At 71.6% G+C, this 23,764-nt stretch carries 24 protein-coding genes; 14 read left to right on the top strand and 10 right to left on the bottom strand.

Features of this window, described 5'->3' with window-relative positions:
* Positions 1–13: 13 nt before the first annotated feature.
* From FB470_RS00420 to FB470_RS00375, 10 genes are all read left to right on the top strand, one after another.
* Positions 14–1,315, top strand: coding sequence for an NAD(P)/FAD-dependent oxidoreductase (locus tag FB470_RS00420; protein ID WP_306987774.1), 1,302 nt, complete (start codon positions 14–16; stop codon positions 1,313–1,315).
* Positions 1,316–1,618: 303 nt separating this feature from the next.
* Entirely contained in the window at positions 1,619–2,005 is a 387-nt protein-coding gene (locus FB470_RS00415; RefSeq protein ID WP_306987773.1) for a DoxX family protein, read from the top strand.
* 229 nt (positions 2,006–2,234) lie between these two features.
* Positions 2,235–3,125: an RNA polymerase sigma-70 factor gene (locus FB470_RS00410; RefSeq protein WP_306987772.1), complete on the top strand. Its 891-nt coding sequence runs from the start codon at positions 2,235–2,237 to the stop codon at positions 3,123–3,125.
* A 75-nt stretch (positions 3,126–3,200) separates the two neighbouring features.
* Positions 3,201–3,710 carry a DoxX family protein gene (locus FB470_RS00405; RefSeq protein ID WP_306987768.1) on the top strand — a complete coding sequence of 170 codons (510 nt, stop codon included), beginning with the start codon at positions 3,201–3,203 and terminating at the stop codon, positions 3,708–3,710.
* 4 nt (positions 3,711–3,714) lie between these two features.
* The gene (locus tag FB470_RS00400; RefSeq protein ID WP_306987767.1) at positions 3,715–5,163 is read left to right on the top strand and encodes an amidohydrolase family protein; all 1,449 of its coding nucleotides are present in this window, start codon (positions 3,715–3,717) and stop codon (positions 5,161–5,163) included.
* Positions 5,160–6,311 (top strand): CaiB/BaiF CoA transferase family protein, encoded by a 1,152-nt coding sequence (locus FB470_RS00395; protein ID WP_306987766.1) that lies wholly within the window; start codon positions 5,160–5,162, stop codon positions 6,309–6,311. The genes FB470_RS00400 and FB470_RS00395 overlap by 4 nt, the downstream gene beginning before the upstream one ends.
* Entirely contained in the window at positions 6,304–7,092 is a 789-nt protein-coding gene (locus FB470_RS00390; RefSeq protein ID WP_306987765.1) for a citryl-CoA lyase, read from the top strand. The genes FB470_RS00395 and FB470_RS00390 overlap by 8 nt, the downstream gene beginning before the upstream one ends.
* Positions 7,085–7,945 (top strand): DODA-type extradiol aromatic ring-opening family dioxygenase, encoded by an 861-nt coding sequence (locus FB470_RS00385; RefSeq protein ID WP_306987763.1) that lies wholly within the window; start codon positions 7,085–7,087, stop codon positions 7,943–7,945. The genes FB470_RS00390 and FB470_RS00385 overlap by 8 nt, the downstream gene beginning before the upstream one ends.
* On the top strand, positions 7,942–8,301 hold the full coding sequence (locus tag FB470_RS00380; protein WP_306987761.1) for a hypothetical protein: 360 nt from the start codon (positions 7,942–7,944) through the stop codon (positions 8,299–8,301). The genes FB470_RS00385 and FB470_RS00380 overlap by 4 nt, the downstream gene beginning before the upstream one ends.
* A 135-nt stretch (positions 8,302–8,436) precedes the next feature.
* Entirely contained in the window at positions 8,437–8,811 is a 375-nt protein-coding gene (locus FB470_RS00375; RefSeq protein ID WP_306987760.1) for a VOC family protein, read from the top strand.
* A gap of 3 nt (positions 8,812–8,814) precedes the next feature.
* Here the strand turns inward: FB470_RS00375 and FB470_RS00370 are convergent, their stop codons facing one another.
* Positions 8,815–9,612: an IclR family transcriptional regulator domain-containing protein gene (locus FB470_RS00370; RefSeq protein WP_306987759.1), complete on the bottom strand. Its 798-nt coding sequence runs from the start codon at positions 9,610–9,612 to the stop codon at positions 8,815–8,817.
* Between the two features lie 71 nt (positions 9,613–9,683).
* Between FB470_RS00370 and FB470_RS00365 the strand changes: the two genes are divergently transcribed.
* On the top strand, positions 9,684–10,301 hold the full coding sequence (locus FB470_RS00365; protein WP_306987757.1) for a class I SAM-dependent methyltransferase: 618 nt from the start codon (positions 9,684–9,686) through the stop codon (positions 10,299–10,301).
* Here FB470_RS00365 and FB470_RS00360 read toward each other — a convergent pair whose 3' ends face one another.
* The gene (locus FB470_RS00360; RefSeq protein ID WP_306987756.1) at positions 10,302–11,177 is read right to left on the bottom strand and encodes an NAD-dependent protein deacetylase; all 876 of its coding nucleotides are present in this window, start codon (positions 11,175–11,177) and stop codon (positions 10,302–10,304) included.
* A gap of 98 nt (positions 11,178–11,275) precedes the next feature.
* Positions 11,276–11,653, bottom strand: coding sequence for a MerR family transcriptional regulator (locus tag FB470_RS00355; protein ID WP_306987755.1), 378 nt, complete (start codon positions 11,651–11,653; stop codon positions 11,276–11,278).
* Between the two features lie 61 nt (positions 11,654–11,714).
* On the opposite strand from FB470_RS00355, the gene FB470_RS00350 reads away from it, so the two are divergent.
* Positions 11,715–12,887 (top strand): MFS transporter, encoded by a 1,173-nt coding sequence (locus FB470_RS00350; protein WP_306987754.1) that lies wholly within the window; start codon positions 11,715–11,717, stop codon positions 12,885–12,887.
* Here the strand turns inward: FB470_RS00350 and FB470_RS00345 are convergent.
* Together FB470_RS00345 and mftD are read right to left on the bottom strand one after the other, a co-directional pair.
* Complete coding sequence (locus tag FB470_RS00345; protein ID WP_306987752.1) at positions 12,877–14,757, bottom strand: MFS transporter; 1,881 nt, start codon at positions 14,755–14,757, stop codon at positions 12,877–12,879. The genes FB470_RS00350 and FB470_RS00345 overlap by 11 nt on opposite strands.
* Before the next feature lie 138 nt (positions 14,758–14,895).
* On the bottom strand, positions 14,896–16,077 hold the full coding sequence (gene mftD / locus FB470_RS00340; RefSeq protein ID WP_306987750.1) for a pre-mycofactocin synthase MftD: 1,182 nt from the start codon (positions 16,075–16,077) through the stop codon (positions 14,896–14,898).
* Between the two features lie 156 nt (positions 16,078–16,233).
* Between mftD and FB470_RS00335 the strand changes: the two genes are divergently transcribed.
* A complete protein-coding gene (locus FB470_RS00335; protein WP_306987748.1) occupies positions 16,234–16,596 on the top strand; it encodes an STAS domain-containing protein in 363 nt (120 codons plus the stop codon).
* A 27-nt stretch (positions 16,597–16,623) separates the two neighbouring features.
* Here FB470_RS00335 and FB470_RS00330 read toward each other — a convergent pair whose 3' ends face one another.
* The 3 genes from FB470_RS00330 to tsrT form a co-directional block, all read right to left on the bottom strand.
* On the bottom strand, positions 16,624–17,724 hold the full coding sequence (locus FB470_RS00330) for an FAD-dependent oxidoreductase (protein WP_306987746.1): 1,101 nt from the start codon (positions 17,722–17,724) through the stop codon (positions 16,624–16,626).
* Between the two features lie 2 nt (positions 17,725–17,726).
* On the bottom strand, positions 17,727–18,404 hold the full coding sequence (locus tag FB470_RS00325; protein WP_306987745.1) for a TetR/AcrR family transcriptional regulator: 678 nt from the start codon (positions 18,402–18,404) through the stop codon (positions 17,727–17,729).
* A 163-nt stretch (positions 18,405–18,567) separates the two neighbouring features.
* A complete protein-coding gene (tsrT, locus tag FB470_RS00320; RefSeq protein ID WP_306987744.1) occupies positions 18,568–20,217 on the bottom strand; it encodes a tryptophan 2-C-methyltransferase in 1,650 nt (549 codons plus the stop codon).
* Positions 20,218–20,462: 245 nt separating this feature from the next.
* On the opposite strand from tsrT, the gene FB470_RS00315 reads away from it, so the two are divergent.
* Complete coding sequence (locus FB470_RS00315; RefSeq protein ID WP_306987743.1) at positions 20,463–21,494, top strand: AraC family transcriptional regulator; 1,032 nt, start codon at positions 20,463–20,465, stop codon at positions 21,492–21,494.
* A gap of 360 nt (positions 21,495–21,854) precedes the next feature.
* Here the strand turns inward: FB470_RS00315 and FB470_RS00310 are convergent, their stop codons facing one another.
* Both FB470_RS00310 and FB470_RS00305 read right to left on the bottom strand, forming a co-directional pair.
* Positions 21,855–22,196: a helix-turn-helix transcriptional regulator gene (locus tag FB470_RS00310; protein ID WP_306987741.1), complete on the bottom strand. Its 342-nt coding sequence runs from the start codon at positions 22,194–22,196 to the stop codon at positions 21,855–21,857.
* Positions 22,174–23,313, bottom strand: coding sequence for a hypothetical protein (locus FB470_RS00305; RefSeq protein WP_306987740.1), 1,140 nt, complete (start codon positions 23,311–23,313; stop codon positions 22,174–22,176). The genes FB470_RS00310 and FB470_RS00305 overlap by 23 nt, the downstream gene beginning before the upstream one ends.
* Positions 23,314–23,764 lie beyond the last annotated feature (451 nt).

Raw genomic sequence — 23,764 nt, 5'->3', positions numbered from 1 at the left:
CTTGGGAGGCGTCATGCCCGGACGCACGCGGATCGTCATCGTCGGCGGCGGGTTCGCGGGGTTCTCCGCGGCCCGGGCCCTGCTCAAGACGCTCCCACCCGAGGCGGGCGCCGAGATCGTGCTGGTCAACCGCACCGACTACTTCCTCTACCTGCCGCTGCTGCCCGAGGTGGCCGCGGCGGTGATCGACCCCCGCCGTGTCACGGTGTCGCTGCCGGCCGCGCTACCCGGGGTCCGGCTCTTCCTCGGCGAGGTCACCGCGCTGGCCCTGGACGACCGCAAGCTGACCTACGTGGACCCGGAAGGAGCCTCCCGGAGCCTCGACTACGACCGGCTGGTGATCGCCGTGGGCAGCGTCAACAAGCTGCTGCCGATCCCCGGCATCGCCGAGCACGCGCACGGGTTCCGCAGCGTGTCGGAGGCGCTGTACCTGCGCGACCACGTGATCCGGCAGGTGGAGCTGGCGGCCGCCGCGGACGACGCCGCCGAGCGGGAGGCGCGCTGCACCTTCGTCGTGGTGGGCGCCGGGTACACCGGCACCGAGGTGGCCGCGCAGGGCCCGTTGTTCACCAGCGCCATCGCGCGGCACCACCGCGAGCTGGACGGGCAGCGGATGCGCTGGCTGCTGCTCGACCTGGCGCCCAGGGTGCTGCCCGAACTCGACAAGCGGTTGTCCCGCGCCGCCGACCGGGTGCTGCGCAGGCGCGGCGTCGAGATCATGACGGAATGCTCGGTCAAGGAGGCCAAGACCGACGGCGTCCTGCTCACGACCGGCGATTTCGTGCCGACGCGGACGCTGGCGTGGTGCGTCGGCGTGCGCCCCGACCCGCTCGTGGAGTCCGCCGGGGTGGCGACCCAGCGCGGACGGCTCTGCGTGGAGCCCACGCTGGTCGTGCCGGGGCACCCCGAAGTGTTCGCGTGCGGGGACGCCGCGGCCGTGCCGGACCTGACGCGGCCGGGCCAGGTGACGGCGATGACGGCCCAGCACGCGACGCGGCAGGGCACCCTGGCCGGGCACAACCTCGCGGCGTCGCTGGGCTACGGCACGATGCGCGACTACCGGCACCACGACCTCGGTTTCGTCGTCGACCTCGGCGGTGCCCAGGCGGCCGCCAACCCGTTCCACATCCCGTTGTCGGGCCTGCCCGCCAAGGCCGTCACCCGGGGCTACCACCTGCTGGCGATGCCGGGCAACCGCACCCGGACCGCCGTGGACTGGGCCCTGGACGCGGCGATCGGCCGGCAGACCGTGCAGCTGGGCCTGGTGCGCTCGGATTCGGTTCCCCTGGAGACGGCGCAGGTTCCGCAGCAGTGACGGTCCACGTTGGACTCGGCTGAGGTCGGCGCGGCCGGAACAGAACACCTGCCGCGGTGGCCGGGCTCCGCCGCACCGGTCCCTTGTCGTGGCGCCGAACCGAGGGACTGGGTCCCCCGGTGCGGTGATGGCCGCCTCCGGGATCGCGCGCCTGCCGATCTTCGTGCTCTACCCGGTGCTCCGGCGGCCGTGCGGGACAAGCGGACCAGTGCCGACAACCCGGGAGTGATCCCGCTCACGGCTGTCACAACGACCCGGCCTGCGGTGTCTTGTGGCCGAACGTCGGAAGCGGAAGGAGTTCCCATGAACGTGGCGCTGTGGATCGCGGCCGGGGCGCTTGCCCTGGTCGCCTTGGTCGGCGGGGTCAGCAAGGTGTTCGTGCCCGTCGAGAAGCTCGCGGGCTCGCCGGGCGGGGAGTGGACCGGCGATGCCGGCGCCGGGGTGGTCCGCGGCCTCGGCGTCCTCGAGCTCCTGGCCGCGATCGGCCTCGTCGTCCCCGCCCTCGTCGGCGTCGCGCCGGTGATGGTGCCGGTGACCGCCGCCTGCTGGGTGCTGCTGATGATCGGTGCGATGGTCACCCACGTCCGCCACGGCGACGGCGCCAAGTTCGTCGGGCTGAACCTGGCCTACCTCGCGCTCGCGGTCTTCCTCGCCTGGGGTCGCTTCGACCTCGCCCCCTTCACGGCCTGACCCGCCACGGAACAGGGAGACACACCATGCCGGGGAACACCGTTGTCGTCGTGCTCGCGGCGGGTGCGGCGGCGTGCCGGCCCCGCATCGACGCCACCGCCGCCGAGGCGGTCCGGCCGGCCCATCCCGGCCAGCGCGGGCGGAGGGTGAAGGATGACCGGCGCCGGCAACCGGCAGGCCCGGCGGAACCCGGCGGTCACGGCCGGCCGGTCATGAGGAGGGACCAGGCATGAGCGACCAGGCCGCGGCGACCGAGGCGTTCGTCGCCCACCGCAACCTGCTCTTCACCGTCGCCTACGAGATGCTCGGATCGGCGGCCGACGCCGAGGACGTGCTGCAGGAAACCTGGTTGCGGTGGGTCAAAATCGACGCCGCCGAGGTGCGCGACCCGCGCGCCTACCTGGTCCGCATCACGACCCGGCAGTCGCTCAACCGGCTGCGCACGATGCAGCGCCGCAAGGAGTCCTACGTCGGCCCCTGGCTGCCCGAGCCGCTGCTCACCGCGCCCGACGTGGCCGAGGACGTCGAACTCGCCGAGAGCGTTTCGATGGCCCTGATGCTCGTGCTCGAGACGCTCGGGCCGACCGAGCGCGCGGTGTTCGTGCTGCGCGAGGTCTTCGACTTCGGCTACGACGAGATCGCGGACGCGGTCGGCAAGAGCCCGGCGGCCGTCCGCCAGATCGCCAGCCGCGCACGCAAGCACGTCGACGCCCGCCGCCCCCGCCAGGCGGTCTCCGCGAGCCAGACCCGGGTCGTGCTGGAGTCGTTCCAGCGGGCGCTCGAGAGCAGGGACGTGCAGGGGCTGCTCGACGTGCTCGCCCCCGACGTCGTCCTGATGAGCGACGGCGGCGGGCTCAAGCAGGCGGCGCTGCGGCCGATCAGCGGCGCCGACAAGCTGGTCCGCTACATCATCGGCGGGCTCGCCAAGACCGGGGCCGCGTTCACGGCCGAACCCGCGGTGGTCAACGGCAACCCGGCCCTCGCGCTGCACGTCGAGGGCGAGTTCGACGGGGTGATGGCGGTCCGCGTCGAGGACGCGCGCATCACGGGCCTCTACTACGTCCGCAACCCGGAGAAGCTGACGCGCGTCGAGTCCGAAACCCCGCTGACCCGGCGCTGAGCTTGACTTCTCCGCCGCAGGAGACCAAGCTGTCCGCTTGACGGACATTCGTCCGGAGGACGAAGAGGTGCGGTGATGGACCTCGGTCTGGTGCTCCTGCGGCTCCTGCTCGCCGCCCTGCTGTTCGGGCACAGCACGCAGAAGCTGCTGGGCTGGTTCGGCGGCGCCGGGCCGGTGAAGACCGCCGGGATCTTCGAACAGTGGGGTTTCGTGCCGGGCCGCGGGCTCGTCGTGCTCGCCGGACTGTCCGAACTGGCCGGTGCCGCGAGCATCGCGACCGGGTTGCTGACGCCCGGCGGCTGCGCGGTGATCATCGGGACCATGGCCGTGGCCGCGGCCGCCACCGCGCCCAACGGGTTCTGGGCCCAGCAGGGCGGCTGTGAGGTCCCGTTCTGCTACGGCGCGCTCGCCGTCGTCCTCGCCGTCACCGGCCCCGGCGCCTGGTCGCTCGACCACGCACTCGGCCTCGCCTTCGGCCTGTGGTGGGGTCTGGGCGCGCTCGTGCTCGGGCTGCTCGCCGCCGCCGTCCCGCTCACCGCCCGAGCCCGCGTGCTGCGCGGCCGGTCCACGACCACGACGAGGTGACCCCATGACCGAGCCCACGCGGCCCGTCCTGTTCCGCAACGCCACCGTGCTGTCGATGGACCCGGCGATCGGCGTCCTCGAAGGCGGTGACGTCCTCGTGCGCGGGGAGCGGATCGACCAGGTCGGCCGCGACCTCGACCCGCCACCGGAGGCGACGGTGATCGATTCCTCCGGCGGCATCCTGATGCCGGGCATGGTCGACACCCACCGGCACATGTGGCAGACCGCCCTGCGCGGTCTCGGTGCCGACTGGACGCTGTCGCAGTACTTCGTCTTCTACTACCTCAACTGGGGCAAGATCTTCCGTCCGGAAGACATCCACGCGGGTAACCTCCTCGCCGCCCTGGAGGCCCTCGACGCCGGGGTCACCACGACCGTCGACTGGTCGCACGGCCTGCAGACCCCGGAGCACGGCGACGCGGCGGTCGAGGCGCTGCGCGCGGTGCCCGGCCGGTTCGTGCTGGCCTACGGCAACCTGCTCGGGGCGCCGTGGGAGTGGGCCAACTCGCCGGAGTTCCGCGCGTTCGTGGACCGGCACTTCAGCTCGCCCGACGAGATGCTCGGCCTGCAGCTGGCCTTCGACGTCACCGGCGACGAGCAGTTCCCCGAGAAGGGCGCCTTCGAGGCCGCGCGCGAGCTGGACCTGCGGGTCACCACGCACGCCGGGGTGTGGGGCGCGACCAACGACAACGGCATCCGGCTGATGTGGGACCACGGGTTCTGCACGCCGCGCGTCACCTACGTGCACGCCGCGACGCTGAGCGAGGACTCCTACCAGCGCATCGCGGCCTCCGGCGGCACCGCCTCGGTGTCCACCGAGAGCGAGCAGAGCGCCGGGCAGGGTTACCCGCCCACCTGGCAGCTGCGCAAGCACGGCATCCCGGTGTCGCTGTCGATGGACACGAGCGTGTGGTGGAGCGGCGACCTGTTTTCCACCATGCGGGCGACCTTGTCCGCGGACCGGTCACGCGAGCACCTGGAAGCCCACGCCGCCGGCGAGACCGTGGTGCACAACAAACTGCGGGCCCGCGACGTCGTCGAGTGGGCCACGATCGGCGGCGCCCGCGCGCTCGGGCTGGACGACGAGATCGGCTCCCTCACCCCGGGCAAGAAGGCCGACGTCGTGCTCATCAAGAACGACCGCTCGCCGGTGATGTTCCCGCTCCTGCACCCCTACGGGCACGTCGTCTTCCAGGCCGGGCGCGGTGACGTGCACACCGTCCTGGTCAACGGCACCGTGGTCAAGCACGATCACGAACTGACCGTCCCGGGACTGGACCGCGCGCGCCGCGCCGTCGAGGCGACCGTCGTCCACGCCCGGACGACGATGGGCGAGGAGGCCTGGCAGCAGGCCCGCGAGCCGGAGATCCCGCAGACCGAGCTCATCCCGAACCCCTACACCTACAGCGACTACCGTGGCGACGGCGTCGCCGTGCGGCGCGCAGACGCATGACGGACAGCGGTCCGAACAGCGGCCCGCTCGCCGGTGTGCTGGTCGCGGACTTCTCCCGGATCCTGGCCGGCCCCTACGCGACGATGCTGCTCGCCGACCTCGGCGCGGACGTCGTCAAGGTGGAGGGCCCGGCGGGGGACGACACGCGGTCGTGGATGCCGCCGGTGCGGGACGGCGTGTCGACCTACTACCTGGGCATCAACCGCGGCAAGCGGTCGATCGCGCTGGACCTGCGCGACTCCGCGGACGCCGGGGTCGCGCGGGAGCTGGCCCGGCGGGCGGACGTGCTGATCGAGAACTTCAAACCCGGCGGTCTGGGCAAGTACGGCCTGGACTTCGACAGCGTGGCCGCGGACAACGCGGGCATCGTCTACGCCTCGATCACCGGGTTCGGCTCCGGCGCGGGCCGCGATGTGCCGGGCTACGACCTGATGGTGCAGGCGATCTCCGGGCTGATGTCGCTGACCGGTGACCCCGACGGCCCGCCGTTCCGGGCGGGTATCTCGGTGTTCGACGTGATGGCGGGCAACCACGCGGTGATCGGGATCCTCGCGGCCCTGCGGCACCGGGAGGCGACCGGGCGGGGGCAGCTGGTCGAGGTGAACCTGCTGTCGTCGGCGCTGACCGGGCTGGTCAACCACAGCTCGGCGTACGTGGCCGGCGGGACGGTGCCCTACCGGATGGGCAACGCGCACCCGAGCGTGTTCCCCTACGAACCGTTGCCGACCGCGGACAACGACCTGATCATCACGGCGGCGAACGACGGGCAGTTCCGGAAGCTGTGCCAGGTCCTGGGCATCCCTGAGGTCGCGGACGATCCGCGGTTCGCCCGCAACGCCGACCGCACCGCGAACCGGGAGGAGCTGCGGCCGCTGCTGGTCGAGCGGCTGCGCACGCGCGGCGCGGTCGAGTGGTTCGACCTGCTGGTGGCGGCCGGGGTGCCGTCCGGGCCGATCAACACGGTCGACGGCGGGTTCGCGATGGCCGAGCGCTTCGAGCTGGACCCGGTCGTCGTGGTCGGCGACGTGCCCACCACCCGGCACCCGATCCGGCTCTCCGAGACGCCGGCGTCCTACCGGTTGCCGCCGCCGGAACTGGACGAGCACGGCGCGCAGATCCGGAAGTGGCTGGAGGAGACCGGTGCCTGAGTACCCCACCGCGCTCGGCGCGTCGTCGCTGGAGCGGATCACGTTGCTCGGCCGGGACCTGGCCCGCGACGTGATGGGCGAGGTCGGCTTCGGCGAGCTGGCGTTCTGGCTGGCCACCCAGCGACGCCCGTCGCCGGGGGAGACGCGGGTGTTCGAGGCCGTGCTCGCGGCGCTGGCCGATCACGGGTTCACGCCCACCGCGATCGTGACCCGGTTGACCTACCTGTCGGCGCCGGACTCGGTCCAGGGTGCGCTCGCCGCCGGTCTGCTCGGCGGCGGGTCGCGGTTCCTCGGCGTGACCGAGGACTGCGGGCGGTTCCTGCACGGCGTCGTGCGCACGGTGTCCACTGTGGATCCGGTGGACTGGGACGCGGTCGCCCTGGCGACGGTGACGGCCGAGCGCGCGGCGGGCCGGTTCATCCCCGGCCTGGGCCACCACGTGCACAAGAACGGCGACCCCCGTACACCGCGGCTGTTCGAGATCGCCCGCGCCGAGGGCCGGTTCGGGCCGCATCTCGCGCTGTTCGAAGCCATCGGCCGCGTGCATCCCCGGGTCCTCGGGAAGACCTTGCCGCTCAACGGCGCCGGTGTCTGCGGCGCGGCCCTGGCCGACCTCGGGTTGCCGCTGGAACTGCTGCGCGGGTTCGCCCTGCTCGCCCGCACCGCGGGTCTCATCGGGCAACTCGCCGAGGAACTGCGCACCCCCGTCGCGAACGACATCTTCCTGTCCGTCGACCTCAACAACCGGCCCGTCCCACCGGCAGGAGACCGCCATGGCTGAACTGGTCGCGGTGATCGCGTCCACGCACCACCCGTTCTACTACCGCGCCAGCACCGCGACCGGCGCGGACCGCCCCGGCTTCGCCGACGAGTGGGTCCGCAAGGTCGAAGCCTTCCGCGAGACCCTGTCCCGGGCGCGCCCGGACGTGCTCGTGATGGTCGGCTCGGACCACTTCCACCAGCTGTGGCTGGACAACATGCCGCAGTTCCTCGTCGGCAAGGCACCCTTCTACGACGCGAACTTCTACAACGAGGAACGCGAGTTCGGGTTGCCACGGATGCTGCTGAAGGGGCAGGAGGACCTGTCCGCGTACGTGCTGCGGGAGGGGCTCGACGCCGGGTTCGACCTGGCGTTCTCCAACGAGCTGCGGATCGACCACTCCATCACGTGCCCGATCATCACGCTGCGGCCGCAGAACGACCTGCCGATCGTGCCGGTCTACACCAACATCTTCGCCCCGCCGCTGCCCCAGCCGAAGCGGTTCGTCCAGCTGGGACGGACGATCCGGCAGCTGGTCGAGGCGTGGCCGTCGTCCCAGCGGGTCGCGGTGATCGGCACCGGGCACCTGTCGCTCGAGCTGGGCGGGCCGCGCCAGTTCGGCCCGCACGGCCCGGATCCCGAGTTCGACCGCAAGGCCGTGGACTGGATCGCGGGCGGCGACATCGAGAAGTGCCTCGGCGAGGTCACGCTGGAGAGCCTGCACCTGCCCGGCAACGCGACGCACGGGTTCATGGACTTCATGCTCATGATGGGGGTCGCGGGGGAGGGGCAGCGGGCGGACTACGTCGACACCTACGACCTGTTCCACACCATGGAGGCCTACTTCACCTGGTACCCGGGAGGCGCGTGGTGAGCAGGTACCTGCTGGACAAGTTCCTCTACACCGTCGACCGCGACCCCTCGCTCGTCGAGCGCTACCGCGAGGACCCCGCGGGAACGGTCGCGTGGTGGGAGGAAACGCAGGCGAACCGGATCCTGAACTGCTGCGCCGGGGAGTCGTCGACGTGGCTGGCCTTCGACGACGTGGAGCGGGACGCGCTGGCTTCCCACGACTACGTGAAGCTGTTCGAGCTGGGCGCACACCCGTTCCTGACGCTGACGCTGTTCATCGGGATGTTCGAGCGGGACCACGGGCCGCTGGAGTTCCAGAAGGAGTACGCGCGGCGGCTGGCGCATTTCTCGTTGCCCTACCCGGACATCTCGACGTAGGCTGACGCAGTGATCATCGGGACGGCCGCGCGCCACACACGGGAAGGCGACCCGGTGGCGGGCTGATCGCGGCGCGGGGACCGCCGGATGCGCGCGCATCCGCCGCCCGGTCCACTTCCCGATCACGAGGATTTCATGACTGTCACCTTCAACCACACCATCATCGCCGCCAAGGACCGCCACGAGTCGGCCCGCTTCTTCCGCGAGCTGCTCGAAGTGCCGGAGGCGCCATCCTGGGGGCCGTTCACCAACGTCCAGCTCGACGAGGGCGTGCTGCTGCAGTTCGCCGAACCGCCGGTGGACATCCAGATGCAGCACTACGCGTTCCTCGTCGACGACGAGCTGTTCGACCGCGCCTACGGCCGCATCGTCGAGCGGGGGATCGAGCACTGGGCCGATCCGCAGATGCGGCGGCCGGGCGAGACCAACACCGAGCACGGCGGGCGGGGCGTGTACTTCAAGGACCCCGCCGGGCACGCGATCGAGCTGATCACGCGGCCTTACCTGTAGCGGTCAGGAGACCGTCTCGATGGGGCGCGCGTGCCAGGCGTCCCAGTCGGAGCCGATCGCGGCGGCCGCCTCCAGCAGCAGCGGCAGGTGGTGGCCGGTCAGGGTCTCCATGCTCGTTTCGGCGGCGTGGGCGTTCACGTTCACCGCCGCCACGACGCGGCCGTCACCGTCGCGGATCGGGGCGGCCACCGACCGGATGCCGAGCGCGAGCTGCTGGTCGGTGGCCGCCCAGCCCTTCGTGCGCACCTCCCGCAGCTGGGCGTCGACCTCGTCGCGGGCCGGCTGCCAGCGCGGCTCGACACCCGAGCGGCTCGGCTCCGCCAGCGCGCGGTCCAGTTCCCCGGGGGTGAGCGCGGCGAGCAGGACCTTGCCGAGCGAGGTCTGCACGGCCGGGAACCGGGTCCCGATCGTGACGGCCAGCGTGACCAGCTTCGGCACGGCCACGCGCGCGACGTAGACGATGTCCGACCCGTCCAGCTGCGCGATCGAGCACGACTCGTTCGTCCGCGCGACCAGGTCCTCCAGGTGCGGGCGGGCCAGGTCCCACAGGTTCACCGAGCCGATGTAGGCCATGCCCAGGTCCAGCACGCGCGGGGTGAGGGAGAAACCGCGCTCACCGTTGCGCACGTACCCGAGCTGGTCCAGGGTGATGAGGATGCGCCGCGCGGTGGGGCGCGCCAGCCCGGCCGCGGTGGCCACCTCGGACAGCGTCATGACCGGCCGCCCCGGCCGGAACGCGCACAGGACGTCCAGGCCGCGGGCCAGGGCCTCGATGAAGTCCGGATTGCCGTCTCGACGCATACGTGCAGGTTAGCCGCCGAGGGCCGTTCGGCCCTTGCCCCGCCGCGCGCGGCGCGCCCAGCATGACGGGCATGGGACTCTACAACGAGCAGGTCCTGCCACGGATCATCGACGTGTTCTGCGGGATGAAGACCGCCGACCAGTACCGGCAGCGGGCGTGCGCGGGACTGCACGGGCGGGTCGTGGAGGTCGGGTTCGGGTCGGGGCTCAACGTCCCGTTCTACCCCGCGGCCGTCACCGAGGTCGTGGCGATCGAGCCGTCGGACACCGCGTGGAAGATCGCGGGCGACCGGGTGGCCGCCTCGCCGGTACCGATCACGCGCGCCGGTCTCGACGGGCAGTCCCTGCCGCTGGACACCGGCAGCTGCGACACGGCGTTGTCGACGTGGACGCTGTGCACGATCCCGGACGTGGCCACGGCGCTGGCGGAGATCCGCCGCGTGCTCAAGCCGGGCGGGACGCTGCACTTCGTCGACCACGGCCTCGCGCCGGACGAGGGGGTGCGGCGCTGGCAGCACCGGCTGGACCCGCTGGAGCAGCGCCTGTTCGGCGGTTGCCACCTGACGCGGTCGATCCCCGAGCTGCTCACCGGCGCCGGGTTCCGCATCACCGAGATCGAGCAGTTCTACGAGAAGGGTGCGCCGCGCGTCCTCGCCGCGGACTCGCTCGGGGTGGCGGTCTCGCCCTGATCAGGCGGCCAGTCGTGCGGCGAGGTCCGTCAGCGCCCGGCCCAGCGGCAGGTCCACGCGGTGCTCGGCGTACTTGTCGCCCCGGGTGGGGCCCTGGTTGACGATCGCGACGGGCTTGCCGGCCTCGGCGGCGCGGCGCACGAACCGCAGGCCCGACATGACCGTCAGGGACGAGCCGAGCACCAGCATCGCCCGCGCCGCGTCCACCAGCCGGTAGCACCGGTCCACACGGGACGGTTCGACGTTCTCGCCGAAGAACACCACGTCCGGCTTCAGCACGCCCGCGCACGACCGGCACGGCACGACCCGGAAGCCCCGCACGTCGGCGTCCGCCAGGTCGGCGTCGCCGTCCGGGTTGACGCGCGTGGCGGTCGCGGTGAAGCCCGGGTTCGCCGCGTGCAGGCGGCGGTCCAGCTCCTCGCGCGGGCTGGTTTCCCGGCAGGACAGGCACACCACGCGGTCCAGGCTGCCGTGCAGCTCGATCGCGTCCGGCGTGCCCGCGGCGCGGTGCAGCCCGTCGACGTTCTGCGTGATCACGCCGTCCACCAGACCGGCGTTCCGCAGGGCCGTCACCGCGCGGTGCCCGTCGTTCGGGTGCGCCCGCGCGATCGTGCGCCAGCCCAGGTGGCTGCGCGCCCAGTACCGGCGCCGCGCGTGCTCGGCGCCCACGAACTCCTGGTACGTCATCGGCGTGTGCCGCCGCAGGCTGCCGGTCGCGCCGCGGTAGTCGGGGATCCCCGATTCGGTGGACAGTCCGGCACCGCTGAGCACAACGACACCGCCCGCGCCGACGAGGCGGACGACCTCGTGCAGGCTGGTCGTCCGGGGCAGCGGCTCGCCCGGCGGCGTCCAGCTCAGGGTCGGTCGCGTCCGCACGCTTCGAGTGTACGGCCGGGAAACCGGCGGGCCCTCGGGCACGCGAACCGGTCACCGCGTGGGCCGCGGCCCTCGGCGGGTCCGTCCGGCCCGGACGCTCAGACCATCTCGGGCTGACGTCCCTGCCGCACGATGTCCAGGTACTCGGTGATGGCGTCCCGGTTGCGGGTGAGGCAGTCGATGCGGCGGGTCATCCGGTCGCGCTCGCGTTCCAGGGTCGCCAGCATCTCCGGTGTGGCGTCGGGGAAGTAGATCGACCGCGGCTTGTCCAGGCACGGCAGGATCTGTTTGATGATGCGCGTGGGCAGGCCGGCGTCGAGCAGGCCGCGGATCTGCAGTACCCGGCCGACGTTGTACTCGTCGTAGTCGCGGTAGCCGTTAGGCAGGCGGCGGGACACGATGAGCCCCTGCTCCTCGTAGTACCGCAGCAGCCGGCGCGGTGTCTCGGTGCGGTCGGACAGCTCTCCGATGCGCATGTGTGCTCCTCCTCACGGCCGGTTGACCCTCACATCTGTGTGAAGGTTTCAGCATAACGCCATGATCGAAGTCCGGATCAGGGAAAGACTCCCGCTGCGGTCCCTGCTGGCGTTGGCGACCGCGGCGTTCATCACCGTCCTCACCGAAGCCCTCCCCGCGGGTGTGCTGCCCGCGATGAGCGCCGATCTGCGGGTCGGCGAGTCCGCGATGGGACAGGCCGTCACGATCTACGCGGTCGGCACGGCCCTCGCGGCGATCCCGCTGTCGGCGGCGACGGCCGGCTGGCGCCGCAAGCGCCTGCTGCTCGCGGGCGTCGCCGGGTTCGCCGTCGCCAACACCGTCACCGCCGTTTCGGGCGTCTACGCGCTGACCATGGCCGGGCGGTTCGCCGCCGGGGTGGCCGCCGGCGTCGTGTGGGCCCTGCTGGCCGGGTACGCGCGGCGGCTGGCGCCGGAACACCTGCAGGGCAAGGCGATCGCCGTCGTCATGGCCGGCATCCCGCTCGCGCTGTCGCTGGGCGTGCCGGCGGGGACCCTCCTCGGCGCGGTGGCCGGCTGGCGCGTGACGTTCGGGGTGATGTCCGTGATCGCCGCCGCGCTGATCGCCTGGATCCTCGCGACCGTGCCCGACCACCCGGGCCGGCGCGACGGCACGCGGATCCCCGTCCGGCGCGCGGTCGCGGTCCCCGGCGTGGCGCCGGTCCTGGCCGTCACGCTCGTCTTCGTCCTCGCGCACACCGTCCTCTACACCTACCTGGCCACCTTCCTGGAGCGCGCCGGCCTGGGCACCCGCGTCGACGCGGTCCTGCTCGTCTTCGGGATCGCGTCGGTGCTGAGCATCGCGGTCGTCGGCGCCCGCATCGACCGGGCGCTGCGGCGGCTCACCGTCGCCGCGACCGTGCTGGTGGCCGTCGCCGCGGCGATCCTGGCGGTGGTGTCCGGCAGCGCGGAACTCGTCTACGTCGCCGCGGGGCTGTGGGGCCTGGGCTGGGGCGGGGTCCCGACGCTGCTGCAGACCGCCGCCGGCAACGCGGGCGGTGCGGCGGCCGACACCGCACAAGCCGCGCTGGTGACGTTGTGGAACGCGGCCATGGCCGGCGGCGGCGTGGTGGGCGGCATCCTGCTCGACGCGTTCGGCCCGGGGGTGTTCCCGTGGAGCGTCCTGGCGTTGCTCGTGCCGGTCCTGGCCGTCGTGCTGACCGCGCGGCGGCACGGGTTCCCGGTCAGCGCGTGAGCTCGACGTCGTCGGGCGTGGGGCAGGGCGACAGCGTCAGGTCGCAGCGCACCGTCCCGTCGCCGACCCGCACCGGGACGGCCGTGGTGCGGTAGCCGCGCTTGGCCACGGCGAGCGCGTAGCGGCCGGGCAGCAGCCCCGCCAGCTCGAACGACCCGTCCGCGCGGGAGCTGACGGTGCCCGCGACCTCGCCGCGCTCGTCGGTCGCGATCAGCAGCGCGCCGGGCACTCCGACGGTGCCGGTGACGCGGCCGGCCGGGGACAGGGCGAAGTCCTGTTCCCCCGGTCCGCTCACCGGCGCCGCCTCCGGCTGGTAGCCGGGGGCCGAGCAGACCAGGACGAACTCGCCGTCGGGGACGTTCAGCGAGTACCGGCCGTTGACGTCGGTGGCGGTGGTGCCGGCCTGCTGCCCGGTCTTGCCGATCAGCGTGACCGCGGCAGCGCCGACGACACCGCCCGCCGAGCGCACGACGCCGGCCAGCACGGTGTCGGCCGCGCGCACGCGGCCCGGGATGCCGAACGCGACCACCAGCCCGGCCACGCAGGCGGCGCAGCCGATCAGGAACGTCACGCGGAACCCGCCGAGGCTCGGCACCGGGGTGCCGCCGAAGTCGACGGTCATCCCGGCGAGCACCATGCCGACCACGGCGCTGGACGACGACGTGCCGATCGAGCGCATCAGGGTGTTCAGGCCGTTGGCCGCCGCGGTCTCGGTCGCGGGCACCGCACCCATGATCAGGCTGGGCATCGCGGCGTAGGCGAGGCCGACGCCCGCACCGGCCAGACCGGAGAAGATCGCCAGCTGCCAGCCCGCACCCGTCAGCCCCAGGCCGGCGGTGTAGGCGACGCCGAGCACCGTGATCCCGCACAGCAGCGACACCTTCGGGCCCCGCGAGGCGATCAGCCGGGCGGCGACCGGGGACATCGCCATCATCATCACGCCCGACGGTGCGACGCACAGCCCCGCGATCACCATCGGCAACCCGAGCCCGTACCCGGTCTCCGCCGGCAGCTGCAGCAGCTGCGGCGGCACCAGCTGGGTCGCGTACAGCGCGAAGCCGACCGTGATCGACGCCAGGTTGGTGAGCAGGACCGGGCGCCGCGCGGTGGTGCGCAGGTCCACGAGTGGTTCCGCGGTGCGCAGCTCCAGGAAGCCCCACGCCACGAACAGCGCGACGGCCGCGCCCGCGAAGCCCAGGGTGCGCGCGCTGCCCCAGCCCCAGTCGCCGCCCTTCGAGATCGCCAGCAGCAGGCACACCAGCGCCGCGGACAGGCCGATCGCGCCGGGCACGTCGAACCGGCCGGGTGAGCGGACCGCCGACTCCGGCACGACGACCAGGAGCAGCACGAGCCCGACGAGTCCCAGCGCGCCCGCGCCGAGGAACAGGATGTGCCAGTCGAAGTGCTCGGCGACCAGTGCCGCGACCGGCAGCGCGAGCGCGCCGCCGATCCCCAGCGACGAGCTCATCAGGCCGACGGCGCCGCCGAGGCGTTCCGGTGGCAGTTCGTCGCGCATGATGCTGATGCCCAGCGGGATCGCGCCGATCGCGAAGCCCTGCAGGCCCCGGCCGATCATCATCGGCAGCAGCGCGGTGGTCAGGCCGCACACCAGGCAGCCCGCGACCTGCAGCGTGAGCGCGACGAGCATCATCCGCCGCTTGCCGTGCATGTCACCGAGCCTGCCGAGCACCGGCGTGGCGACCGCACCGGTGAGCAGGGTGATCGTGATGACCCACGCCGTGTCCGAGCTGGACGAGTGCAGCAGCGACGGCAGGTCGGCCAGCAGGGGCACCATGAGGGTCTGCATCACGGCGACGACGACACCGGCGAAGGCGAGCACCGCGGTCAGGCGGCCGGGCGACGGGGACATGCGGCTCCGGGGTTCGTGTACGGACGGTTGCTCGAGGAAAGTACCGCCCGGAACGCCCCGCGCCGAGGGGAATGTCCGGCATCCCACTGGAAACCCCGGCGGCGGGCTCGTCCACGCGCAGCCCGCCGCCGGGGTGGCTCAGCTCTTCGGCAGGCCGAGGGCGCGCTCGAAGCCCGGCGGGACGACCACGTCGTCGCGGGTGAGTTCGTGGATCGAGGCCCGGCCCAGGCCCAGCACGGCCGAGTCGATGCCGCCGCGCAGGATGTCCAGCACGTTCTCGACGCCGGCCTGCCCGTTGGCGGCCAGACCCCACAGGTAGGCGCGCCCGATCAGCACGGCCTTCGCGCCCAGGGCGAGCGCCTTGACCACGTCGCTGCCGCGCCGGACGCCGCCGTCGAGCAGCACCTCGACCTCACCGCCGACGGCGTCCACGATCGACGGCAGCGCGCGGATCGGGGCCGGTGTCCCGTCGAGGTTGTTGCCGCCGTGGTTGGACACCGAGATCGCGGTGACCCCCGCGTCGACGGCGCGCTTGGCGTCGTCCACCCGCATCACGCCCTTGAGCATGAACGGCCCGCCCCACCGTTCCCGCAGCCACGCCACGTCCTCCCAGGTCGGCAGTGGCGTGCCCATCCACTCGCCGTAGGCGCCGAAGAACGTCGGCGCCGTGCCGCCGGGCGGGGTCAGGTTGGGGGTGGTCAGGTCGGGCAGTTTCCGGGTCTTGGCGAACTCCCACAGCCACTTCGGGCGGGTGATGCCCTCCGGCGCGAACCGCGCCATCGCCTTGAGGTCCAGCTTCTCCGGGATGACCGGGCTGCCCCAGTCGCGGCCGTTGGAGAACGACCAGTCCAGCGTCATGATCAGCCCGACCGCCCCGGCCGCGCGGGCGCGCTCCATGCGCTGCACCAGCACGTCGCGGCTGCCCACCCAGTACATCTGGAAGAAGGTCTGCGGGTTGACCGCCGCGACCTCCTCGATCGACTTGCTGGCGAACGAGCTCAGGCTCATCGCGGTGCCGCGCGCGGCCGCGGCGCGGGCGACGGCCACTTCGCCTTCGGGGTGCACCGCCTGGACACCGGTGGGGGAGATGATGACCGGCAGCGAGATCGGCTGCCCCATCACGGTGGTGGACAGCTCGCGCTTGTCGGACAGGCCGGCGACGTGCGGGGCGAAACCCAGTTCGGCGAAGGCCGCCGTGTTGTCGTCGACCGTGATGCCGCGTTCGGAACCCGCGACCAGGGCGCCGTAGACCGATTTCGGCAGCCGCTTCTTCGCGCGCCGCTGAGCCTCGGCCACCGTCTCGAACCAACCGTTGGACATCTTCGTCCCTCCTGGGTCACGCTGCGCTGCGCCCGTCGTGGACGCCATTTTGGCACCTGATGCCATATTAGGCCACAGCGCGACCCGGGAAGCAAGACCGAGCCGCCTCCGGCGGTGGTCTTCCGGCCGTGATCCGGGCGGGGTTAGATCGGACCGGTGTCCACCTTCGAACCGAGCGACCCGGTCGCCCACGTGGACGTGGATGTCGAGCACCTGCCCGGCGGTGCGACCCTCGTACGGGTCACCGGGGATCTCGACCACCTCACGGCTCCCGCGTTCGAGGCCGTCGCGCTGCCCGCGGCGCGTCAGTGCTCCGGACGGCTGGTGATCGACCTCAGCCAGGTCGGGTTCCTGGCGTCGGCGGGGATCGCGGTCGTGCTGGCGGCCGGGGTCGCGGCGCCCGGCCGGGTGCACGTGGTGGCCGGATCGGGCTTCACGCGGCGGCCGCTGGAGATCACCGGCGCCGAGGAAGTGGTCCACCTGTGGACGACGCGGGACGAGGCGCTCGGGGACGGCTGACCCGCCCCGCTACGTCGGGCGGCCGGCTCACGCGGCGGTGAACATCGCGACCAGCCGCGGCAGCGGGTCCCGGCCGAAGAGCATCGCCATGGTGTCCGCGGACTCCTGCGCGGCTTCCGCGGCGCGGGTGAACATGCGCTCCTCGTACGTCGCCAGCGCCTCCTCCACGTCCCGGTGCGCCACCAGCGCATCAGCCAGCTCGGCGCCGTCGAGCAGGGCCAGGTTCGCGCCCTCGCCCGCGAACGGCGACATCAGGTGCGCGGCGTCGCCGAGCAGTGTCACCCCGGGTGTGCGCGGCCAGCGGTGACCCACCGGCAGGGCGTGGATCGGCCGCGGCACCAGGTCGCCTTCCGCGCCCGAGACGAGCGTGCGCAACCGGGGGTCCCACCCCTCGAACTGGCCCAGCAGCGCGGTTTTCACCGCTGCCGCGTCGGAGTGGTCGACCTCCGGCGGTTCGGTGAGGGCGACGTAGGCGTGCAGGACCCCAGCCGGCTCGAGGTGCGTCAGAAAGCCCTTTCCGTCGTCCAGGGCGAACATCATCCCGCCACCGGCGAGCCGGGCGGTCGCGGGGTGACGCGCGGCCGGCACGTCGGTCTCCACAAAGGACACTCCCGCGTACGCGGGCGTCGCGTCCGAGACCAGCGGCCGCACCTTCGACCAGGCGCCGTCCGCGCCGACGAGCAGGTCGGTGGTGAACGTGGTCCCGTCGGCGAGGACCACCTCGTGCCGCCCGTCACCGAGGGGGCGGGCGCCGGTCACCTTCGCACCCCACCGGACCGCGGGCACGGAGTCGAGCAGCATCCGCCGCAGGTCCTGCCTGCCGACCTCGGGCCGTCCGCCGTCGTCGCGGTTGTCGGCCAGGAGCAGCGTGCCGTCCGGGCCGACCACCCGGATCGCCTGCCCGCCCGCGTGCACCGCGGCGGTGAACTCGTCGAACACCCCGGCGGCGCGCAGCGCGACCTGTCCGGTGTCCTCGTGCATGTCGAGCATTCCGCCCTGGTCTCGTGCGGTGGGGCCGGCGTCGAGGTCGAAGACCGTCGCCGCGATGCCGTGCCGGTGCAGGACGGCGGCCAGCGCCAGGCCGCCGAGGCCCGCGCCGATCACCGCGATGGAGTGGTGTCCCGTCATGATCAGGTTCCCCTTCTGGGTGTCCGGAGCGTGCCGTTGATCAGCGCGTGGAAGGCCCACCGGCGCCGCTCTCCTCCGCTGCCGGTGAGCAGTTCGGCGCCGAGCGCGGCGAGCCGCGGATGGGTCCGTGCGGAGGCGGTGCGCAGGGCTTCGGCGAGGGTGTTCTCCTCGTCGGCGGTGCCGGGCAGGCCGCGCCGGGTGGAGTGCTCGGCCGCGGTCGCCGTGGCGGTCTGCAGCAGCAGGTCGACGCCCCACGCCGCCTGTTCGTCCGGCACGCCGCCCTCGTGCAGCAGGGTGAGCAGGGCTTCCAGGAGGTTCAGGTAGTTCCGGCCGGACGGCCGCGCCACGAGCGCCGACTGCGCCAGGCCCGGGTGCTCGAACAGCACGTCGGAGTAGGAGCTGAGCACGTCGACCAGGCGGTCGCGCCAGTCGCCGGGCGCCCGCACCGGGCGCAGGTCCACGGTGCCGAGCATCTCGTCGAGCACCGCCGCGTGCAGCTCGGCGGTGTTGCGGACGTAGACGTAGAGCGAGGCCGGGCCGGTGTCCAGCTCCTGCGCCAGGCGCCGCATGGTCACCCGCTCGAGCCCCTCGGTGTTCATCAGCCGGACCGCGGTGGCGACGATCCCGGCCCGGCTGAGGGCCGGCTTGGCCGGCCGCTCCCGGCGACTGCGTGGTGGCATGCCTCCATCATGACAGAACATGTTCGTAACGAACAAGTTCGTTCCGCGGTGCGACGCGTCAGCCGTCCTCCCCGCGCAGCACGGACCTCACGTCACGATGGTCGGGTTGACGGCGCTCAGAGCCGTAGCACCGCCGTCACCTGGTCAGCTCGCGGGTTTCCGTTCACGCGAGCGCCCCCTGCATGATCCGGTACCGCTTCGGCCAGTGCGACCAGTACGCCCCGGTGTAGCCCAGCTCCGTCAGCCGGAGGAGGAACGGATTGTCGGCGTAATTGTTGTCCTCCGGGCTCAGCCCTGGCGCGGTCGGCAGCATCACCCGGAGCCGGTCGCTGCGGGGTACGTAGCTCCACAGCCGTTCCAAAGCGTGGTCATACCGCTGCCCCGGTCCGCGTTCACCTTCCCCGAGGAGGGCGGGAGAGAAGTAGTAGACCGGCCGGAATCCGCCCGCGCCATCGAACATGAACTGCCGTTCATAACTGGCGATGTCAGGGCAGCCCTCGAGTGGGGTCAGCACGATCGGCTCGGTGGCGTTGTTGGACTGCAGGCCCGGTACCGGTCGTGAACCCGCGCTTTTCGCGGCCAGGCTGCGTCCCAGCGGCGAGTAGGGGAACACCCGGATTCCGAGTGTGTAGCCGACGACGGTGGCGTCGAGGGACTGGAAGTCCGCCACGCACGCCCGCATCGTGTCCGGAGTCTCGCCGGGCATGCCGAGCAGGGCTTCGACCATCGTCGCCATCCCGTACTCGGCCGCCCAGCGGCAGAGCTTGCGGACGTCCTCGAAGTCGTAGAAGCGCGTTCCGCCGGAACTCACCTTCCAGCCCTCGAGCAGCTCGGGCCGTGAATGGTCCGGCGCGACGTTGATGCCCGCGCACCCCGCTTGGGCGAGCAGCGCCGCGTATTCGGCGTCGAACGGCGCCGGTTGCACGTAGATCCACAGGCGCAGATCGTGCAATGGTGACGAGTCGTCACGGGACTTGCGGCGCACGATCTCACGCAGGACCGCTTTGCTGTGGGCGATGTTGAGGTTGAACTCGCTGTCCGTCGTGTGCAGGTCCTGGATCCCTTGGGTGAGCAGGCTCTCCATCTCGTCCACCACGGCGGCTTCGGCCCGGCGGGCGAACCGGTTGCCTTTGGCGTCCGGCTCCAGACAATGACTACAGGCGAACGTGCATCCGTTCTTGGTGAGGATGTTTCCCAATCCGCCGCGCCGGAAGTAGGCGAGGTTGTCGACGCGGTCGGCTCGCCCGGAATGCCGGCGATAGGGCTTGGCACGCTGTACCAGCGACACCCGCCCCGCGGCGGCCGAAGGGTCGCCGTAGGGGACCTGGCGGACACCGGTGGTGTCGTTGATGATCAAGCCGGGCACCGTTTCCGGTGCCTCGCCGCCCGCCAGTGCCTCGGCGAGTTGTACCAGGGTGAGTTCGCCCGGCCCCTTGACTCCGTAGTCGATTCCGAAGTAGACGACCAGGGCGTGCGGCATGGATGAGAAGCCAACGCCGCCGGCGACCACCGGTGCCGTCGTCCGGGTGCGGAGGTAGTCGATGATCGCCTTGTGGGAGCTCAGGAAAACGCGTTGTTCCTGGGGGTAGATCGTGTCGGTGTTGCGGATCGTCACTCCCACCAGCATCGGTTGCCTCCGCCGGAAGTAGTCGGCGACCGCGCCGGGCCAGCGGTCCCGCTCGAACGTGAGGTCCAGGACTTCGACGTCGAATCCGGCGTCCTCGAGTGCGGTCGTCAAGATGTCGAGCGCATACGGTGTGATCGGCGGGTGCACCAGATTCGGGTTGACGAGCGTGATCAGACGCGTGGTCATCGTTCCCCCAGTTTCTCGGTACCGGCGGTATTTGTGGCTTCGCCGCGGTACCAGGATGCAAAAGATCCGTGGGACCGGGTAGGGGCCAGCGGTTCCCGGCTCTCGGCCGAACAGGTGAACTGCTCAGTCCGACTCGGGTGGCTTGGCTCGGCGGGTCGCGGCGCGGCGGGTCGTCTCGGTACCGTCGTCACCCGGAGGGTCAGCGCGGATCCGAGTATCAGGCTGTCCACGCTCGCGAGGGACCGATGAATGAGTTGCCGCTGAAGCGATTCGAGTATTACTACACCACGAGAGTCGACGAGTCGCGTGAGAAGACTGCCCGGATGATGCGGTCGCATCGTCTCGTCCCCCTCGATCGACGCGCCGCCGGGTTCGAAGCACGCCATCACGTGGCGCCGGTCGGTGAGGCCTCCCTGCACTACGTCAGCTACGGGCGCGACGACATCCACGTCATTCCCGGGCCGTTGGAAACCTTCTACGTCCTGCTGATCCCGCACAGCGGGCGCTGCGTGGTCACCACCGGCGATCGCAGCCGGGTCATCGCTCCCGGAACCGCCGCCCTGATCTCGCCGGACGACACGCTGGACATGCTGTGGGAACGCGGTTGCGGCCAGCTCATGGTCAAGTTGCCGACAGGTGTCGTGACGAAGAGGCTGGAGTCCCTTCTCCACCGGCCGATCGACTCAGCGCCGAGGTTCGAGCCCTTCGTCGATCTGCGCGCCGGTGGTGGCCACCAGGTGTGGGACCTGGTGCAGGGCATCACCGACGGCTTGAACGCGGGCAGTCCGCTGTTGGCGCACCACGGAATGCTCGCCACGGTCGAGCAGATGATCACCACGGCTCTCCTCTACACACAGCCGCACAGCTATTCGGACGAGCTCACGCGAGCCGAGGCGTCGGCGACCTCCCGCGTGGTGCGGGACGTGGTCGGGTTCATCGACGAGACCACCGCGCTGCCGACGACGACCGCGGAACTGGCCGCTTTCGCCGGAGTCAGCGAACGCTCGCTGCAGCGTGCATTTCGCGAACAACTCGGTGTCTCGCCGATGCGTTACGTGAGCGATGTTCGATTGCGGCGTGTCCACGAGGAGTTGCGTCATGCCGGACAATCCGGAACCGGTACGGTGACCCAGATCGCAGCTCGGGCGGGGGTGTCGAATTTCGGCCGCTTCGCACGCGTGTACCGGGAAAGGTACGGCGAACTGCCGTCCGAAACGAAACGCCGAGCCGGGATGGCCTCGATGTCGGGAAATGGACAAGAACCTGTCGCGGAGTGAATAGGTTTCCGTCGTTGCCGTTCCTAGCGTGGGGTGGTGACCACCTACTCGCACGTAGCGACGGTCTCCGGAGCCTCCACCGCCGTCGGATCGCTGATCAGAACCGCCCGGTCACGTCTGGGGTACAGCCAGTACCGGCTCGCGGACGAGCTGCTGAGCGTGTCGGGAAACTCCGCGATCACGCGGGAGCAGGTCGCGCGGTGGGAGCGCGGCAAACGGGTGCCGCGAGCCTACTGGCGGGCATGGCTGGCCGTGGTGCTGCACCTGCCCGACAGGGCGCTCGAGGAGGCAGCCCGAGCCGACCACCGGGCCCGTGGCGCCGGCGGGGTGACAGCCCCGGCCGGGCGAGCCGCCGCCGGGTCACCGCCGATTCAGAGTGACCGAGGGCAGTTCGTCGTAGTGACTGCGGTACCAAGCGGCGAAGCGACCGCTGTGCCGCACGCCCCAACGGCTCGTGACCGCCTCCACGGTGCATCCGGACTCCGGATCGGCGGCGAGGAGGTCGTCGTGGATCCGCCGCAGCCGGGTGAGCCGGATGTAGGTGCCCGGCGAAAGGCCGAACTCCTCCTGGAAACGGCGCTGCAGCCACCGCACGCTCACGCGGGCGTACCGCGCGAGCTCCGGAACCGATAGCCGTTTGTCGGCGTGTTCGTCGATGAGGGTGATGACCGCCGCGAGATCAGTCCTGGACAGCGTCGTCACGTCCACCCCCCGGTGGGAAAGTCGTCGGAGGACGAAGGCGCTCCCGCACTTCGAGCAGCAGCAGGTTCGACGACCGGTGGCGCCGGAAGCGCGTGAGGTGCCGGTTCAGCTCCTCGAGGGCGGAATCCACCCGGGCCGAGGTCAACCCGGCGTGGTCGTCCAGAAGGCTGCGGATCGCCTCGCGGGCCTTCTCCACCTGTCCCGTCCGCAGCCGCAGGCCGGCGAGCCGTGCACTCGTCAGCGCCCGAGATCGACGCTCTGACGAAGTGCGCTGGTTCAGCGAAACGGTGAGGGCGTGCTGTGCCTTGGCGAGTTCGCCGGAGTACTCCAGGACCACTCCGCGCTGGTAGCTGAGGGTGGCGCTCTCGAGCCCGGATGCGGTCACGAGGTCCTCGGCGGTGTCCATCGCCTGCCGGGCTCCGGCCTGCTGGTTCAGCGCCGCACGCATGACGGCCACGTGCCCGAGGAGTTCCGCCAGCTGGTGTCCCGGCATGCTGTGCTGTGCGGTGACGAGAGCCAGTTCGGCGATGCGTGCCGCGCTCGCGGCGTCGTTCAGGTTCCACGCCTGCAGGCTGATGTTGCGCAGAACCGCGGCATAGGTGTTGCGATCCGCCGCCTCGACGGCCAGGCGCAGGGCGATGCGGAAGTAGGCCAGTGCGAGCCCGTGGAGGTTGCTGTCGAAGGACATGAACCCGGCCAGATCACAGGATCGGGCAGCCGCCGACCACACCGCTCGCCGAGGGGTTCCCGGTGGTGCGTGACGAGCAGCCTCCACGACGTCCACTGCCAGATACGCCACCAGCGCGCCGCGTGCGTGGCCGCCGCCGAACCGCCGGTCCGCTGATTCGAACGCGGTGGTCATCACCGCCAGCGCCTCGGCCGCTGATGTCGGTGGCGGCTCCGGAGGGGACGGCGAGGCTGAAGGCGCGGTTCCCGGCCAGGGGGCCACGTCGAGGTCGGCTCGCCGGTAGAGCCGTTTCCGCGGAACATCGGACCAGAGCGAGGAGAGGTCTTCCCGAGCGAGCTTGCGAAGCGCCGCGAGCGCGCCGGGCCCGGTGCCGCGATGTCCGTCACCGTTCCCGTGATGTCCGGGGAAACCAGCCTCGTCCGGGGTCACGATCCGCCCCAGCTTCCGGGACAAGGCTTCGGCGATGTAGAGCGGGGTGTCTCCCCGCGGCAGAGACCCCCGGAGCCAGTGTGAAACGGAGGTCCGGTCGTACGTGAGCGTCCGTCCCGATTCGGCGGCCACGGCGTTGACCGCCCGCGCCAGGCCGTCCCGCGTCCAATCGGCCACGGCGAGCAGCCTGCGCAACTTCTCGTTCGGATCACGTGGCATTCCTACGGCCTCCCACAGGCTTCATACCCCTGTCCCCGTCGTGCGGGGCAGGGGCCAAACAGCACTGCGGCGAACCGTGCGGAGGTTCAACACGTTCAACAGCCTGGCGCGTGCCAACGCTGGCGTGCGGAGTTGATCGCCGCTTACATGGATGACGTAGGTGGCATGGGGTCATGCGGATCTCGCCCGTTACCACGGAAGTACGAGGCGGATCAGCCTGGCCTCCGACGCG

This window comes from Amycolatopsis thermophila (assembly GCF_030814215.1).
Classification (GTDB): Bacteria; Actinomycetota; Actinomycetes; order Mycobacteriales; family Pseudonocardiaceae; genus Amycolatopsis_E; species Amycolatopsis_E thermophila.
Note: the sequence above shows the minus strand (reverse complement) of the source record. Positions and strands in the feature narration are given on the sequence as shown.